Origin of the sequence: Runella zeae DSM 19591, assembly GCF_000423565.1 — a bacterium.
GTDB classification, from domain to species: domain Bacteria; phylum Bacteroidota; class Bacteroidia; order Cytophagales; family Spirosomataceae; genus Runella; species Runella zeae.
Genome location: NZ_KE384041.1, coordinates 1 through 16,775, shown reverse-complemented (window position 1 = coordinate 16,775; position 16,775 = coordinate 1). Strand labels below are relative to the sequence as shown.

At 42.4% G+C, this 16,775-nt stretch carries 15 protein-coding genes; 9 read left to right on the top strand and 6 right to left on the bottom strand.

Annotated elements, in window-relative coordinates:
* Positions 1 to 542 precede the first annotated feature (542 nt).
* Genes G563_RS0127095 through G563_RS0127085 form a run of 3 tightly spaced genes read left to right on the top strand, consistent with a single transcriptional unit; the run spans position 543 to position 1,912 of the window.
* Entirely contained in the window at positions 543 to 1,097 is a 555-nt protein-coding gene (locus G563_RS0127095; RefSeq protein WP_028668094.1) for a hypothetical protein, read from the top strand.
* Between the two features lie 3 nt (positions 1,098 to 1,100).
* On the top strand, positions 1,101 to 1,457 hold the full coding sequence (locus G563_RS0127090; protein WP_028668093.1) for a DUF4180 domain-containing protein: 357 nt from the start codon (positions 1,101 to 1,103) through the stop codon (positions 1,455 to 1,457).
* 23 nt (positions 1,458 to 1,480) lie between these two features.
* Positions 1,481 to 1,912: a nucleoside 2-deoxyribosyltransferase gene (locus G563_RS0127085; protein WP_037328361.1), complete on the top strand. Its 432-nt coding sequence runs from the start codon at positions 1,481 to 1,483 to the stop codon at positions 1,910 to 1,912.
* Positions 1,913 to 1,961: 49 nt separating this feature from the next.
* Here the strand turns inward: G563_RS0127085 and G563_RS0127080 are convergent, their stop codons facing one another.
* Positions 1,962 to 2,210: a hypothetical protein gene (locus G563_RS0127080; RefSeq protein ID WP_028668091.1), complete on the bottom strand. Its 249-nt coding sequence runs from the start codon at positions 2,208 to 2,210 to the stop codon at positions 1,962 to 1,964.
* Positions 2,211 to 2,507: 297 nt separating this feature from the next.
* On the opposite strand from G563_RS0127080, the gene G563_RS0127075 reads away from it, so the two are divergent.
* The 4 genes from G563_RS0127075 (at position 2,508) to G563_RS0127060 (ending at position 5,989) form a co-directional block, all read left to right on the top strand.
* Positions 2,508 to 3,749, top strand: a complete 1,242-nt coding sequence (locus G563_RS0127075) for a sensor histidine kinase (RefSeq protein WP_028668090.1) — start codon at positions 2,508 to 2,510, stop codon at positions 3,747 to 3,749.
* A gap of 22 nt (positions 3,750 to 3,771) precedes the next feature.
* Complete coding sequence (locus tag G563_RS36010; protein ID WP_063828448.1) at positions 3,772 to 4,560, top strand: response regulator transcription factor; 789 nt, start codon at positions 3,772 to 3,774, stop codon at positions 4,558 to 4,560.
* Entirely contained in the window at positions 4,553 to 5,140 is a 588-nt protein-coding gene (locus G563_RS0127065; protein ID WP_028668089.1) for a Crp/Fnr family transcriptional regulator, read from the top strand. Before G563_RS36010 ends, G563_RS0127065 begins: the two co-directional genes overlap by 8 nt.
* Before the next feature lie 81 nt (positions 5,141 to 5,221).
* The gene (locus G563_RS0127060; RefSeq protein ID WP_028668088.1) at positions 5,222 to 5,989 is read left to right on the top strand and encodes an alpha/beta hydrolase; all 768 of its coding nucleotides are present in this window, start codon (positions 5,222 to 5,224) and stop codon (positions 5,987 to 5,989) included.
* A 59-nt stretch (positions 5,990 to 6,048) separates the two neighbouring features.
* Here the strand turns inward: G563_RS0127060 and G563_RS0127055 are convergent, their stop codons facing one another.
* The 4 genes from G563_RS0127055 to G563_RS0127035 form a co-directional block, all read right to left on the bottom strand.
* Entirely contained in the window at positions 6,049 to 9,243 is a 3,195-nt protein-coding gene (locus G563_RS0127055; protein WP_028668087.1) for a DUF7379 domain-containing protein, read from the bottom strand.
* A gap of 308 nt (positions 9,244 to 9,551) precedes the next feature.
* Positions 9,552 to 10,301 carry a DUF2490 domain-containing protein gene (locus G563_RS0127045; protein WP_051211241.1) on the bottom strand — a complete coding sequence of 250 codons (750 nt, stop codon included), beginning with the start codon at positions 10,299 to 10,301 and terminating at the stop codon, positions 9,552 to 9,554.
* Positions 10,302 to 10,305: 4 nt separating this feature from the next.
* Entirely contained in the window at positions 10,306 to 11,463 is a 1,158-nt protein-coding gene (locus tag G563_RS0127040) for a chromate transporter (RefSeq protein ID WP_028668085.1), read from the bottom strand.
* Between the two features lie 59 nt (positions 11,464 to 11,522).
* Positions 11,523 to 12,380, bottom strand: a complete 858-nt coding sequence (locus G563_RS0127035; protein WP_028668084.1) for a chromate resistance protein ChrB domain-containing protein — start codon at positions 12,378 to 12,380, stop codon at positions 11,523 to 11,525.
* 281 nt (positions 12,381 to 12,661) lie between these two features.
* Here G563_RS0127035 and G563_RS0127030 point away from each other — a divergent pair, with 281 nt between their 5' ends.
* Both G563_RS0127030 and G563_RS0127025 read left to right on the top strand, forming a co-directional pair.
* Positions 12,662 to 13,510: a ChbG/HpnK family deacetylase gene (locus tag G563_RS0127030; RefSeq protein WP_028668083.1), complete on the top strand. Its 849-nt coding sequence runs from the start codon at positions 12,662 to 12,664 to the stop codon at positions 13,508 to 13,510.
* 262 nt (positions 13,511 to 13,772) lie between these two features.
* A complete protein-coding gene (locus G563_RS0127025) occupies positions 13,773 to 15,911 on the top strand; it encodes an alpha-L-fucosidase (protein WP_037328358.1) in 2,139 nt (712 codons plus the stop codon).
* A 223-nt stretch (positions 15,912 to 16,134) separates the two neighbouring features.
* Here G563_RS0127025 and G563_RS0127020 read toward each other — a convergent pair whose 3' ends face one another.
* Positions 16,135 to 16,554, bottom strand: a complete 420-nt coding sequence (locus G563_RS0127020) for a hypothetical protein (RefSeq protein ID WP_028668081.1) — start codon at positions 16,552 to 16,554, stop codon at positions 16,135 to 16,137.
* Between the last annotated feature and the right edge of the window lie 221 nt (positions 16,555 to 16,775).

Here is a 16,775-nt window from a genome sequence, read left to right as displayed (position 1 = left end):
TCGGACTCTAGAGCTAGGATTTCAACGAGTTATGAAAGAATAGAGACAGTTTTTGTGCTTGGCCTCGGAGACGCAGAACCATTTTTAACCCAAACCGTAGTTTGGGTCAAGCTATCGCTCGTTCCGACATGATGTCGGCACAAAATAGGAATAAAGTCTCCGACTTTATGATAAATTAGGCAAACTATAACAATAAGAAGACTCTGAATCTTGACCCAAAAAACTGATTTTTAAATAGTTACTACTTTCTTAGTGAAGACTTCTTTCGGACTCTAGAGATAGGAGTTCAGCGAGTTATGAAAGAAGAAAGACAATTTTTGTGCTTGGCGTCGGAGACGCAACACCATTTTTGACCCAAATCGTAGTTTGGGTCAAGCCACCGCTCGTCCCTACATGATGTCGGGACGAAATGGGTAAGGCTTACTTACAACTACAGAGAAGGCTACAGTTGTTTTGAGTTTATTTGATTTTTGGCTTTGAAAGCTTGTATATGTATATGAAAAAGGTATATTTTCGTATACTCAAGAAACAACCTTACATCCATGAAAATTCATACCGTCATTTCCACGATAATCTTGTCATGTTGTTTATCATGTCAACAAGCCCGTTTGCCTTCTTTTCAAGAAGAGCAAATGAAAATGATTGAGGAGTTTAGAGAGCAGTTTTCAGGAACTTGGCAGATTAAACATGCCCAAATCCAACATAGTGAGCTTGTAGATATAAATTATTCCACTGGAATCATCGCCGACACCCTACTTCAAAATCTAGCCACATTACATATCCAACCAGCTACTCAACAATCCGATGACCGCCTCTTGACTCTTGAAGGTACGCTCCTATTTCGAAATCAAACCATTCCTCTTCATATCCAATTCTATCCACATACTTCCAAAGAATCTCTTTCGCAAGGTGTGGTATCCATTAATTTAGGGCTTTCAAAAACAAATTCTCCCCTCCCACAAGCCGAAATGAGCTACCTGACTACTATTGGATTTTTGGGTGAAAACTTTTCGATTAAGACAATTCCAAAACAATCTACTATGACTTGGCAAGGACTCAATCGAGCTATCATAGAAGCCAAACTTATTAAAATATAAGAAATGACCATTACAGCCCATGAAACCAACGGCTTAAAAATTGCCGAACTCATCTCTGACAAATTACTCATCCAAACCCACGAAGACGGTTTAAATCTATTGGGTGATTTGTACTACCAAGGATTTGACAAAATCATCTTGTATGAGCATCACATCACGCCCGACTTTTTCGACCTCAAAAACGGATTAGCGGGAGAAATCCTCCAAAAATTTTCTAATTATCGAATGAAATTGGCTATCATCGGGACCTTCTCCAACTACACCAGCAAAAGTATCCGTGATTTCATCTATGAAAGCAACCAAAGCCAACTTGTGCATTTTGTAGGAACCTTATCAGAAGCGTTGAATAAGGCTTGCTGATCACTATTTTCATCCTCACTCTTATGACGGCCTACATTGCTATCAGTTTTGGACAAAGACATCAGCTCGACCATCAACTCACTATAGTTGTTGAAGTACTGCGCAAATTCAACTTTCAACCTCATGTTTTTGTTGACCGCTACCAATTCGATGCTACGCAAGAAAAGCAAATGATACAGCAAGTGATGACTGACATCAGCAACTGCGATATATTATTGGCCGAAACTACCCACAAAGGCATCGGAATTGGTATAGAAGCAGGATACGCCAAAGCCCAAAACAAGCCGGTCGTTTATTTGCGGCAACACAATGCCGAGCATTCTACTACATTATCGGGTATCAGTGATTATCAAATTATTTACGAAAGTACCGAAGCCTTGGCCAAGCAGCTTTCCCTCGTACTTGGTAAAATCATCGATAGACGAAATGATGATTTTACACAAAAACCGTCTTGATAAGCAATTGAAAATCACCTATCAAAACGGTTTTCTTCATTTCTGAAGCTTACTTCAACTTAGCCAAAGCAGTGCTTTCAGTCTTTGTTTTAGTTGCTGTTTTGTTTTTGGCATTGGCTGTTTTGGTGCAAGATGTCTGACAATCTTTGTCTTCTGCTTTAGCTACTTTAGCCGAAGCCTCTGTTTTATCACAAGTAGACTTGCAGCATTTTTTGTCGCAGTTAGGATTAGATTGAGCATAGATTTCGGTAGCTACAACTCCTGCCAAAAGCAAAACTGAAAAGAGGACTTTTTTCATGATTGATAATAGTTAATTAGTAAAACATTGATTTATTTGACGTTACAAAGGTACAAGCCACACCCTCAGCAAGGTGTCATCTGAATGTTACTCACTTGTTATAGAGTTGTTATTGTAGTGCAAGATTCGTGCTAGAGATGTTATTTTTGTATAACTACTTAGCCCTAAGCAATAAGCTGTAAGCAGTAGGTATTTTTTATGAGGTTTTTAGACAAATCAAAACCCTTTTTAATAAAAAGCTTATGGCTTACGGCCTACGGGGCCGCCCGCGCGGAGCATATTGCTAAGTAATGTATTATGAAGATTCAGCGAAATAATCTATCAATCATTCTGATTGCTTCGGCACTGGGGGTAGCGGCACTGGCAGTGGTACAAGTCATCTGGATGCGGCATTCGTGGCAATTGTCAGAAGAGATTTTTAGTCAACGCGTATCGATGGCACTTTGCTCTACCATCAAAACCTACCAAGGAGGAACCTTGTGCGCTGGCGGCAAATGCGCTGTTACGGGCAGTTCTGGCAATCTAGCTCTTAAAAACGTATCTCATCTTCCCGTTGGATTGGTTGACAAGCCCGATTTCCGAGCCGAGCTTGACAAAACGCTACTTTTTTATCAAATTGATGCAGACTATCAATTAAGCCTTTCTCGTACCAAAAAATGCCAACCTGACGTATACCAAACCGCCATTTTGCTCCCTTCATTGGGAGGTGATGAAGCTTACTTAAGTATGCGTTTTCCAAATAAAAAAACATTCATCCTCAAAAGTATGAATGTCATGATGCTAGCCACGGCCCTTATTCTGTTTTTTATTACGGCAGTGCTTTTGTTTGTAAATTGGTCATTGATGAAACAAAAACGACTCCTGCAAACCAACGTAGATTTTTTCAATAATATGGCGCATGAGTTTCGCACTCCCCTTAGCAACATAGGCTTGGCAGTAAATATGTTAACAAAAAAACACAACGAACTCAAAGACAGCCGCTTAGTAGATGTGATACGCCAAGAAAACAAACTACTGTTGCAGGAAGTAGAGCGCGTTTTGCACTTAGCCAAAGTCGAAAATGGGGATTATGTACTAGAAAAGGAACTCATTTCGATTGAAACCATTTTAGAAACAGCCGTAAACGGAATGGCCATGCCTCTCGCCGCATATCAAGCAAAAATTACTTTGGAAGAAATCCCGCAGCATACCAATGTCTTAGGCGACAAACAACACCTTGTAAATGTATTTAGAAATTTGATTGATAATGCCCTCAAATACTCTAAAGAGCGGCCTATCATTCATATTTCGGCCAAAACTGAGCATAAAGGAATCGTAGTGACGGTGCATGACAACGGCATCGGTATCCCTGCCGAGCATCGAACACTAATCTTTGAAAAATTTCAACGAATCCCCCAAGGCAATCAACATACCCAAAAGGGCTTTGGGCTGGGTCTAGCTTACGTTAAAAGTATGATTGAATTACACAAGGGATTTGTACGCGTAGGCAGCGAAGAAAATCGCGGTAGTCGATTCGAAGTTTTTCTCCCAACGGTCTGAGTCTCTCACTCAAAATATAAAAATGACAGCCATTCCTAAAATACTACTTGTTGAAGATGACCTAAGTATGGGTTTTCTACTGAGTGAATTCTTAGAAGACAACGGTTTTGAAGTTAAACTATGCCGCGATGGCGAAAGCGGCTTAGCAGCCCTGCAAAGAAATAACTTTGACCTGTGTATACTGGATGTGATGATGCCCAAAATGGACGGTTTTACGCTTGCACAACAATGCCAAGCCCATACACCCCCACCACCTTTTTTGTTTTTGACGGCACGGTCACTTAAAGATGACAAACTCAAAGGTTTCGAACTTGGCGCCGAAGATTATATCACCAAACCTTTTGACGAAGACGAACTACTCTGTCGCATCAAGGTTTTATTGCGTCGTCAAATTGCAAGGTCTGCCATAGCTACCCAACAGTCTTTTACACTCGGAGCATATACGTTCAATTATGCAAGACAAGAACTTTCTTTTGGCACCGAAACTTGGCGACTCACCGAGACCGAAAATGAAGTATTAAAATTGCTATGCCAACACCAAAATCAAATCTTGCGCCGCGACGAAGCAGTCGAAAAGATTTATGGCAAAAAAGATTATTTCTTAGGCCGCAGTTTCGATGTCTTTATTTCTAAACTCCGTAAAATGCTCCAACACGACTCACGTATTAGCATCGACAATGTGTTTCGGGTAGGTAGGATTTATTCTCAATATTGCCACCGAATCGCCTATTTCAGACTCATAGCACTAGCACCATTTTTTTCATCAACCAAAACAATTTTACTATCTTGTGATAAAAAATACGATGACTGAAATAGACAAATTGCAATACGCTTTACAGCAATTTGCAGGTATCACTCCCGAAGAATTTGCATTATCAATTCCTTATTGGAAATACAAAACCTACAAAAAAGGAGAATTTTATAACCTCCACCGCAATATCTGCAAAGATTTGGGTTTTATCACGTCGGGCGTGTTTCGGTCTTACACCGTCAATGAAGAAACAGGCGAAGAAAAAAACGTTTTTCTTTACTCTTCCAATGGCTTTGTGGTAAGCTTCAAGAGCTTTGTCAACCAAATCCCCTGCGACTATCACACCCAAGCCCTGACCGATGCTAGTATTATCTACATCAATATTCTTGACTTGATTTCTTTATACCAACAGTCTCACCAATGGGAAACCTTCGGCAGACTCCTAGCCCAAGAAGCCTTCAATGTCACGATGACCCGCCTAGAAGGATTTTTGTTTAAATCGCCCGAAGAACGCTATCTTGATTTGGTACGCCAACATCCCGATATTTTCAACAATGTACCACTCTATCATATTTCTTCTTATTTAGGGATTCAAGGGCCTTCGTTGAGTCGTATCCGAAAAAGAATTTCTCGCCAATAATTCGATTTTAACTTGGGTTAAAATTATTGACAGTAGTAGGTGTGACCTTTGTATCATCAAAACACAAAAACACTTACTACAATGAAATCTTCAAACACAATCGTACTTATTCACGGACTATTTGTAAACAACACAAGCTGGGCTCAATGGAAAACTTATTTTGAAGCACAAGGCTACAAAGTATATACGCCAGCCAACCCCGGCCACGAAGGTGTCCCTGCTCAACTCCGCACTAATATCCACCCTGACCTTACCAAAACAAGTTTTGAAGATGTGGTCATGAACATCGTCAAATTGATTGATACTTTGCCCGAAAAACCTATTGTTATAGGACACTCTTTGGCAGGTTTGGTAGTTCAGAAACTCATCGAAATGGACAAAGCCGTAGCGGGTGTAAGTATCGACGGCGCGCCTCCAAAAAATGTATTGGCACCCTGGGCTACTATCAAAATGGTGTTGCCCGTGGTTAATATTTTCAAAGGTAGCACACCTTACTTAGGTACAAAAGAATGGTATCACCGGGCTTTCTTCAACAATTACTCGCGCGAAGAAAGTGACCTTTTGTACGATAAAATCGCAGTTCCCGAAAGTAGAAAAATTGCTTGGGGTACGCTCCTTGACTCATTTGCCAACATCAACTTCAAAAAACCGCACAATCCACTCCTGTTTATTGGAGGTTCAAAAGACAACATATTCCACTCGACCTTTACCAAACGCATCGCTGCTTCCTACAAAGATCCCAACAGCACCGTAGATTTTAAGGAATTTGAAGGCAAAAGCCACTTTATCGCGGGCGAAAAAGGCTGGGAAGAAGTAGCAGCGTATGTATTGAATTGGATAAAAAAATAATCACTTAAAAACCAGCGCTTCCCTTCGGCTAGATTTATCTGCGGAAGGGAAGCTAATTTTTATATCCCTTCTCCAATGGCCTTTTCCAATGCCTCTACTGAAGTAGGCTCTACAAAATAATTGAGGTGATGACAAGCCACTTCATACGTAAGAGTGTTGCGCACTTTAAAGATATTTTCTAAACTAACCGCAATATCATTGTCCTCATGCTTATACACCCATTCGCCCACTTGTGCTAGTACTTTTTCCATAAATGTCTCACTATCATTGGCTTCTAAATAAGCCTCTAAATTTCCCCCAAATACTACGTAAGGAATGGTAGGCGGATGACCTTCGTTCAAATCTTGAATAAAACTATCGTCAGCACTCATTTGGCTCAATGCCTTGAGTAGTACATCATTGGCTCCTTTCAGTAAACCTGACAAAAAACCTGTCACTGCGCCTACTTGGGGCGGAAAGAAGCGAGTTCCGAACCCTAATACTATCGCCGCCCAATTGACATAACTCGGAGCATCTCCAAACTTACTGCCGCCATTGGGCGTCCCTGCCATGATGAGTTTGTCCACAAAATCGTCGCCCGCCAAGCGTTCTATCATGTACCGCGCCACTAGTCCTCCCATCGAATGAACGACCAAAACCAGCTTCTTGTCGTCTTCTTTACCAAACCCTACTGCTTGGAGTTTTTTCTTCAAAATACGCGCATTTTCTTCAATAGGCGTGTTCAGGTTTTCGTAGTCGTAGGTAAGTACCAAATCATAGTCTTTGGTGGTAGCCATGCGGAATGTCTCCGCCATTTCTTCAGTATCACCAATGATACCGTGAATCAGCAGTAAAATTTTATCGGCTTTTGCGATTTTCTCCTTCAAATCCTCAGAAACTCGTTTGGCTTTGTTGGTATCACTATAGTCTACCCAACGTAGCAGCTGCGTCTCCCCTTTAAAACCTACCTTTTTGGCAAACTTTACTATTACCATTCTCAGTGCTGAGCCTAAACTACGGGTTTTAGCCGCCTCTATTTCATCAGGAATATGCGTGATTTCCAACCTAAGATTGCCTTGTTGGTCGATAGTGGTTTTCCCCAAAGGCAAAAAATCCTCCCCGTCAAAAAACATAGGCAAACTTACTTCCTCTTCTTCCGTGGTTTGTACCGTTACTACCAATGGATTCTCGATCAGCGTTTCTTGATTTTGAATATCACTAATTTCTAAAATAGTTTTATCATCGATTCCCTTTGTCCCTTCTTCCAAACTTACGATTTGGTAGTAAGGGTTCGTACGAAAATAGTCGTCTCGAATCGCTAACTCATTCACAGTCCGAGTACTAGGATGAATTGATACCCAGTTTGCATTTCCTCTAAATGAAGGATGGCGTTGGATTTCGATGCCTTTACCCATCACAATAGGCTCTTGCCCGGCTATTTCTTTTCCTTTTCGCACCACACGCACCGTAGTAGTTTTGGTAAACCAATCAGATTTTTTGTTTCCTCCAATTCCCCTTCCTAAACTACGTGAAGCATCAATGACGCCCCCCATTTCTAACCCTTCTTGTTCAAACAAAAAAGTATCAATCGGCTCGCTCGATACTAGCAATTTGAATGTATCTATTTCTTCATCGTTTCCGTCGGTTAGCGTAAAGGTATTCTCTATCAAAGTGAGTTGCTGGCCTGTGCCAATCGTTTGAAAATCTAAGGGAAACACCTGAATTCCGTAGTCGGGTGACATATATAGCAGCGAGGCATACCATTTTTGTTTAGTGTTATTAGTAAGTTTTATTTCAAACGGAATATCCTCATTTTCAAAATCTAAGGTAATTGTAGCGGCACTGAGGACATTGATTTGATTGTTTTGTTGAATCTCAAAAGTCAAATCAAAGCTTTCTTCTGTCAACTTAGTTTTGGGATTTTTTAAAGACAACAACCGATGCCAACGTGCCAAAGGCTGCAACGCATTCCAGATCAGGGCTGCCGCCTCATTCCCCAGAGCGTATTGAATGAGTTTTTTGGTGGAAGGCTGAAAAATCCCCCACCGCCCCTCTGCCATTTTTACTTCTACCAAAGCAGCGGCGGGCGTTTCTACCCATACGATGCCCGACTCAGAGGTGCTCACGCTCTCCATCAAGGTTTTGGTTTCGGTCTCTGCATATACATAAAATGGACTTAACGCCAGCGCATTTGTAGGCTCTCCCCAGTAGACTTTATCTTTATCTAAAGTTTTAGGTTCGGCTTCGAGAGCACTATTAGTAAGCCCTAAATCCTTCACTTTCGCTGTTCCAAGGGCGTTTTCGTCAGTAGAATTTTCAAAAATTTTCACCTGCATTTCTTCTCCCAATGTAGGTTCAACTCCCCTATCAGCGCCTAATTCTATTTTCCATTGAAAACTGACTTTATCAAAAACCACTTGATACCTTCCCAAAATCCTGTCGGTAACTGACTGTCCCAAAAACCCCTGACGCGCACTACTATTGCCAAGGGTTTCCAACTGAGGTGTTTGGTTTTTTAGTTGACTTTTGATAGCCGCTCGCACTTGCACAAACAAATCGGCGTATTGGATTCGGCCTGCATTCTTATTCAAAACCTTCAATAAAGCCTTCGTAAACTGACCTTCTCCTTGCGCCTCCCAGGCCCGTTCGGTGCGCTCACAAGCTGCCAGCAATAAGTGACTAGAAGTAGGCACTACCAACGACGCGCGTTTTAGATAAGCGCCTTCTAAATAACTCTCCAAGGGGCGCGGCTCGTTACTCCCACTCGTAAAACGTGATTGTAATTGCTTAAATTCCTCAATTTCGCGCGTGATAGAACCGGCATGACACGAATCCGAAATCACCACTAAATGAGGCTGATTTTGGGCGATTTCTTCCAGCAAAAGCGCGATTTCTTTGTCTGCCAAATCATACTTACCTGCTTCGCGGCTGTCGTACAGTACCCATGTTTGTTCTTTTGAATCGGCAGTAAACTTCTGGAAATCAGCGGCCGTTATACCTTCAGAACCATGACCAGAGTAATATACCAGAGCCACATCGCCCGCTTTGGCTTGGGTAAGGTGATTTTTGAAGCCTGTTATCACATTTTCACGCGTGGCTTGGGCGTTGGTCAATGCCATTATTTGGGTTTCGTCGCGCAGCAAATCTTTGTAATAAGTCTGCAAAAAAGTTTGCATTTGCGTCACATCATGAAGACAAGCCTGAAGAGGGCGAATGGAAGCGACCGAGGCAGGACTATAGTCGTTGATACCAATGAGTAGCGCGAAGAGTTTCATTTTTTTGTTTGTCTTTACGGAATAATATTTGATTATTGAATCAATCGACGGATTGATAGGTAGTAAAACAAAAGAGGCAAATCAACAATCTACCACTTTAGATGCCACAAGCTAATCATATTCAACCAATTAGACAACTTCAGTCCCCTTTTGAGTCAGTACCCAAAATAGTATCACACCCTCAATAATTTGACCCCACAACCGGCTTTACAGGTTGTCAAAACCAAATCAGTAAATGAAAGTTTAGACTTGATGATAGCGCAACTTAAAGAGCTGATTTTTGAAGAAATTCAGCACAGTTTATCGTTTTAGTGCTTATTGGATTGTTTTCTAAAATCAAGGTTTTGAAAGAAAAATAAGCGTATCGCGTTGATGTTTTTAAACCTGTTCCCCACTGCCAACTGCTGATAGACGTTCATATACCCTAGTTGTAGATTGGTATGAGAATCAAAGTTGTAAGCAAGCCCGGCAAAGAGGCGGTTTTGGTCAAAAACATTGTAAACGTTGTTTTTAGAGAGGTTAATCATGACTTCGTTGTTAAACTGCGCCGATAACGTCTTAGGGGCTACTCCTTTTTTACTTAAAGGAATGGTCAACATAAAATTATATCGGATACGTTCATCAAAACGGTATCCTTCGGCCAATTCATTGTCATTTTTGATTTTTCGTCTAAAGCGTTCCTCCAAGCGAAGCCACTGCATAGTACGAATTTTTCCGTACCTAGTATGCCATTGTAACTGATGCCAGATCCGATGTTCGGGTTGAGATACGTTGGCATGGCCTTCTTCTGGGTAATGATTAATATAAGCGTAGCCATTCGTCAATTTCCAATCATCGTTTATGTAATACATCAACCCCAAACGGACGAGAGCTTTGGAAGGTTCTTTGACAAAGTGCTCTGTTGTACGAAAATGAAAATCGCCCCAAACGCCCCATTTGTTTGAAAAACGTGTTTGGTTGAAGAAACCCGCCCATAGCTGACTTTCGTCGGTAGTTTGGCGGGCATTTTGAGCAAGTAACGACGTGCTAATCAAGCACATGAGAATAATCTGTTTCATTGAATTATACATACATTTTAACCAAAATACCGATAAAGGCAGCAATAAGAATAATGTGTGGTTCCTTAATTTTTTTACTGTAAATGAGCACAAAGGCAGAAGCAAGTGCCAATAATGCCGTTGGAATATCTACAACACTACGGAGCCCAATCACACACACCGCCCCTACTAAAGCCCCTACCACCGCTGCCGTGATACCATCTACAAATGCTTTAATAGACTTGTTTTGAGCAATTTTTTGGAAATAAGGAGCGGGTAACACTGTGAGTAAATAACAAGGCAAAAAGGTGGCTAAGGCTGCGACGGTTGCTCCCCAAAAGCCATTAATCAAATACCCAATAAACCCGACCGTAATTACGACAGGGCCAGGGGTAATCATTGCTACTGCGACCGCATCCACAAACTGCTGCTCTGTGAGCCAACCATACTGCTGGACTACTCCCGCGTGCAGAAATGGGACGATTGCTAGTCCACTCCCAAATACAAATGCCCCCGCTTCTCCGAAAAAAAGCGCAATTTTCCACAACAAAGAAGCATCATATTCCCAAAAGCCTGCTTGTAATAACAATACGCTATTGGTAGTTTTTGACAAAGATGTAGGCGGTGCTTTGACCAGCATATATACCAATCCAGCCATCACAAATAGTCCTGCGTTTTCTTCTTTGGTGATACTCGTAACGGCACAGGCCACGACAAAAAAACTCCACAAAAGCCAGTTTGTTTTCAAAGATTGAAGAGAAAACTTTCCGATGGATTTTTGGGTAAGTTTGTACGAACTGACTGCGATAATGCCAATCACCGCTGCTCCTACCCCATAAAAAACGGCTTGCATCCAAGGTAGCCCACCAAATCGCTGATAGGCCATTCCAAGCAGCACGACCATTAAAAAAGAAGGTAAAACAAACGCAACACCTACCAAAGTAGCGCCAAGTACACCATAATGTACAAAACCCAAATAGATGCCCAGTTGCGCTGCTAACGGTCCCGGCGCTAGTTGAGCCAGCGCGAGCCCATTTTTATATTCTTCTTCTGAAATCCACTGGCGCTTTTCGACCAAATCACGGTGCATATATCCCACCAATGCCACTGGGCCACCAAAGCCAGCATAACCAAGTTTCAAAAAATACAGTATTAAGTCCTTCAGCGAGTATTTTTGTGACATTGCTTTTTTTGTTGTTTGAGCAAAGTTTCACCTATCCCTTCTGATAAAATAGAACAAAATTAACCTTTTGTATTTTCTTTACTTTTTTTGTTTTGCCCTCGATACGACGAAGGGCTTTGGCCTACTGTTTTTTTAAAAATACGGGTAAAATGGCTCTGGTCTGAAAAACCTGTCAAATAGGCAATTTCAGTGAGTGTATGAGTCGTGTTTTCTAGCAAATCAAGGGCTTTTTCAATGCGCATCTTTCGGATGTATTCGCCATAGCTAACGTTTTCGAAGTATTTAGAAAACTCCCGAGAGAGATAGGTAGGATTGAGGTCTAGCTCCCTAGAAACATCTTTCAGACTGAGCGACAATTGCGTATCTATCTGATCCTGAATCATTTCTTTAAGCGCCAACGCCCAGGCAGGCTTACGCCTTGAGGGGCTTTTTTCTAATACCCTCTGCACGGCATTCACCAACAAATCTTCAAATGGAGTCTGTAAATGCTTAAAACCTTGCAAGTGAGTAGCCCAGCTATAGAGGGCATCATAGATAACCATCCCCTGTTCCAATAAAATGTGGTCATCGGCAATGTTATAAGCCAGCCCTGCCGAAATAGCCCATAGCCCTGCCGCTTCTGCCGCAAACTCATGTCGGTCGGTATCGGCTCCCCTTACGATAGATGCAATGATATGTATCGCAGGGTCTTGAATTCCGTATTTTTCTACCAAATAATCAAACGTACACCTATCACCATAATGCGTCAATTCTACGTTTGGAATATCAAAAGGAATGGCTTTGACCCTTTCGGCCTGAGAAATAACCTCATCAAAAGGGACAAAAATAAACTCAGCATCAGGGTCAATAAACTTTCTTATCAACCACGGACAAGCAATGCGGTCAATCTTAGGACGTTCTCGGGTAATCCATTTCATCAGATAGAGTTACATTTTGATTGATTACAAACTACTTTCACACGTCTTCGGAATACAATATACCTTAGCTCTTCTGGTAACACTCCTCCGAGTATATAGAATAGACTATTTTTGTTTTTGAAATAATATTCACAAGTGACAAGTTTCCCGCATCTTACTACGGATTATTTCTTTTAAACCAAAGTAAGATGTGACTACGTTAAAAACAAACATCCCTTGACTTTATTATCAAGCGGCAAACCGCCCTCAATGCTTTGGTCACTCCCTCACCCAAAAATCTAATGAAAGCCTTCTTTTTATTCCTTTTTTTGACAACTCATCTGGCTTTTTCACAAGTTCCCAACGACATCCGCCTCATCGTTCGTTCCGATGATATTGGGTTCTGTCATACCGCAAACGACGCCTGTATCAAAGTCTATACCGACGGTATCAGTCGTTCGGTGGAGATTCTGGCTACTGCACCTTGGTTTATGGAAGCCGTCAAACTTCTGAAAAATCATCCCCAATACGATGTAGGTGTGCATCTTTGCCTTACTAGTGAATGGGAAAACCTCAAATGGCGTCCTCTCACTCATGCCCCAAGCCTAACGGACGCCGACGGCTATTTCCCGCAGTTTATTTGGGAAAACAAAAATCTCAAAAACAGTGCTTATTTACTCCAAAAAACCATCAATATCGCCGAAGTTGAGCGTGAATTTCGCGCCCAAATTGAACTCGTCAAAAAATACATTCCTTGGGCAAGCCACCTGACGGCTCACATGGGCTGCACCAATGCCAATGCCGAAGTAAAAGCCCTGACCGAAAAACTAGCAGCGGAATATCAACTGCCTATTCAACTCCCTAAAGGAGCTATCGGCGTAAAAGGGTTTGGCGGAGCCACCAAATCGCCCGAACAAAAAGAACAAGACCTTGTCAATATTCTTAAAAACCTCGGCCCAGGCACTCATTATTTGGTAGAGCATCCCGGCTACGATAGCGGCGATATGAAAGGCGTCGGCCACGTAGGTTATGAAAATGTCGCCTACGACCGCGAAGGCGTGACCAGAGCCTTCACGAGTGCCGCCGTCAAAAAGGTGATTGCCGAGCACAATATCAAATTGGTAAGTATCAAAGAAGCTTTACAACCTTAAGTAAATAGTTTTATTTTTTGCTCGCAGAAATGCGCTGAATAATACAAACGCAGATTTGCGCCGAAAAAAGGGGGCATATAGCCAATCATCTGCGTTTGTCTGCGACTTCGATCTGCGCCAATCGGCGGGTAAAATTTAAAGAAACTTAGCTAACACTGTAGTAAGTGTATACACATATTAACCTTGTACTTGTTAAGAGTATGTATGAAATAAGCCTGAAAAGTACCGACAGTTAACCATTCATTAATCTCTTTTTGTCTTCATGATTCCCTCATTCTCAAAATTCCACCCATCCAAATTCCTTTTTTTACTCAGCCTTTTACTTTGTTGTAAAACGAGCATAGGTCAAAAAACAGCCTCGCCTGTTCCCTATGGTGTCACTCCTAGCGAACGCCTACTTGCTTGGCATGAATTAGAATTTTATGGCTTTATTCACTTCACTATCAATACCTTTACGGATAAAGAATGGGGCTACGGCGATGAGTCACCTACGTTGTTTAACCCTACTCATTTCGACCCTGACCAAATCGTCTTGAGCATGAAAGCGGCGGGGATGAAAGCCATCATTCTCACCGCCAAGCACCACGATGGTTTTTGTCTTTGGCCTACCAAAACTACGGAGCACAACATCACCAAAAGTCCTTGGAAAAACGGAAAAGGCGACGTAGTGCGCGAAATCTCCGACGCCTGCCGCCGCCACGGTCTTAAATTTGGGGTATATCTTTCGCCTTGGGATCGCAACAACGAGCATTATGCTACGCCTCACTATGTCAATACCATTTTTCAGAATCAGCTGCGCGAATTACTGACCAATTACGGCCCCGTATTTGAAGTATGGTTTGACGGGGCAAACGGTGGCGATGGGTATTATGGGGGCAAACGCGAAGAGCGCAAAATTGACCGCATTACGTACTATAACCTCGACGAACTTTGGAACGTCATCCGGCCTCTTCAACCGATGGCTTGTATTTTTAGTGATTTGGGGCCAGAAATACGATGGGTAGGCAACGAATCGGGCGTAGCAGGTGAAACTTGTTGGCCTACTTATACCCCCAAAGGCCGCGAAGACATCAACAAGCCAGGTCTTGGCCAAACGCGCTATGAAGAAGGGCAATTTGGCACCCGCGACGGCAAATACTGGATTCCTGCCGAATGTGACGTTTCGATCCGTCCGGGCTGGTTTTATCACGAATCCGAAAACAATCGTGTGCGGTCGGTCGAAAATCTGGTCAATCTCTACTTCAAAAGCGTAGGGCATGGTGCAAGTATGTTGCTCAATATCCCTCCCTCGCGCAAAGGCACCGTTTACCCCACAGACTCTATCACTTTGGCACAAATGGGCAATTATCTCCAACGTTTATATGCCGTCAACTATGCCACAACTGCCAAAGTAAAAGCAAGCGCCGTGCGTAGTAGCGATCAAGCATTTGCCCCCGAAAATGTACGAGACACCGACCGATACAGCTATTGGGGTACACCAGACGGAGTCACCACGGGAGAAATCACCCTACAATTTTCTAAACCTACCACCTTCGATGTCGTTCGCCTCCGCGAAAACATCAAACTCGGCGTCAGAAGTGATGATTGGGAAATATGGGCGCAAGTCAAAGGCCAATGGCAATTGTTTGGCAAAGGAACAGCGATTGGCGCAAGCCGGCTAGTAAAAGGCCCCAAAGTAACAGCCGACGCTATCAAAGTGAGCATTACCAAAGGAAAAGCTAGCATTTGTATCAGCGACATCGGGGTTTTTAATTCGCCCGAACTACCCAAAGAAAACCTGCCCGTTATCAGTCGTGACCAAAAAGGCCAAGTACATATTGTGGGCGAAAGTAAAAATGCGTCGATTGTTTATGAGAAAAATCGTAACGACATTTCAGCCACTTCTACTCCTTACCAAGCACCTTTTGTAATGACGGAAAGCGGAAGCGTGAGTGCCGCTTTCTTAAATAAAGACGGTAGTACAAGTCGTATCAGTACGGTTACTTTTGGGATTTTGCCCCAAAACTGGGTACTCTATAAAAACCAAGCAACGACCGATGCGAAACAGTTGGCTTTGGATAACAATCCCAAAACGGTTTGGCTGGTAGATATCAATGCTCAAGGAACCGATGCGCTCATTCTGGATACGCAAAAAAGTCAAGTTATCAAGGGGGTTTCATACGTACCTGACCCTACCAATGGACAAGGAAATATCACCCACTACGCGCTCTATGGTAGCCAAAATGGTAATGATTGGCAACTTATCCAAGAAGGAGAATTTTCTAACATAGAAGCCAATCCACGCCCCCAACGCGTCAATATTCCCAAAGATAAAGGCCAATTGCGCTACTTAAAACTAGTACCCAAACGCTGGGTAGGCAACGGTCATCAAGTCAGAATCGCTGACTTGCTATTGTTGTAACCTCTTCATTTTTTAAGATGCAGAGGCTGTCTCAAAAGTAACAGGGCACAAAATATTCTTTGGTTTTAACCTCATCCCAACCCTTCTCCTGCCAGGAGAAGGGCTTTAAAAGTCCCCCTCTCCAGAAAGGAGAGGGGGATTTAGGGGACGGTCGGCCGCTGCCGTGAGGTTGAATAGACACAAAAGAAAATTTGGCAACAAAAACTTTTGAGACAGCCTCTTTTTATTTCTCTATCGCCACCACATACGCTACAGTCAGAGGTTTAGCCAAAATAGCCTGCTCTTTGCGAAAAGATTTAGTGGTAATATGTTTTTTGTCGCTTACCTCGACCCTATAATTACCAAAGGGCAATAAACTCAAATCAAAACGGACAATTTTCTGAAATTCATAGGCCCTTACTATTCTACGAGCAAGAGGCATTCCTTCCGCATCTTTAAGAAGAATCATAACCTCTTGTCTTGCCTTCTTACTCACATAAACTTTCAGCATTGGCGTACCTACATCGGGCACAGTCAGGGTTTGAAAAGTGGGGGTTTCCAATCCTCCCCATATTGAATTTTCCTGCGCCCAAATGGTAATTGGACACCATAATAACAGCACACAAATAGCGATTGAGTGCCAAAAGCACACGTGGTTTTTCATAGCAAGAAGGGTTTTAAATGACTCTTAAAAGGGCAAAGTCTAATGGCTTACTACAAATGTCTTTTTGCCAAAACGAGCATTAATCCACTGACGAGCTGGCACTTCCACGAAATTATAGGTAAACCACTGATTACTGGACAAAAAGAATAAAAGCGATGTGAATCTTGTTAGAAATTTGTGAAAAAACTACAAGAACTTCATTCATCGCTTTTGGACAAAAG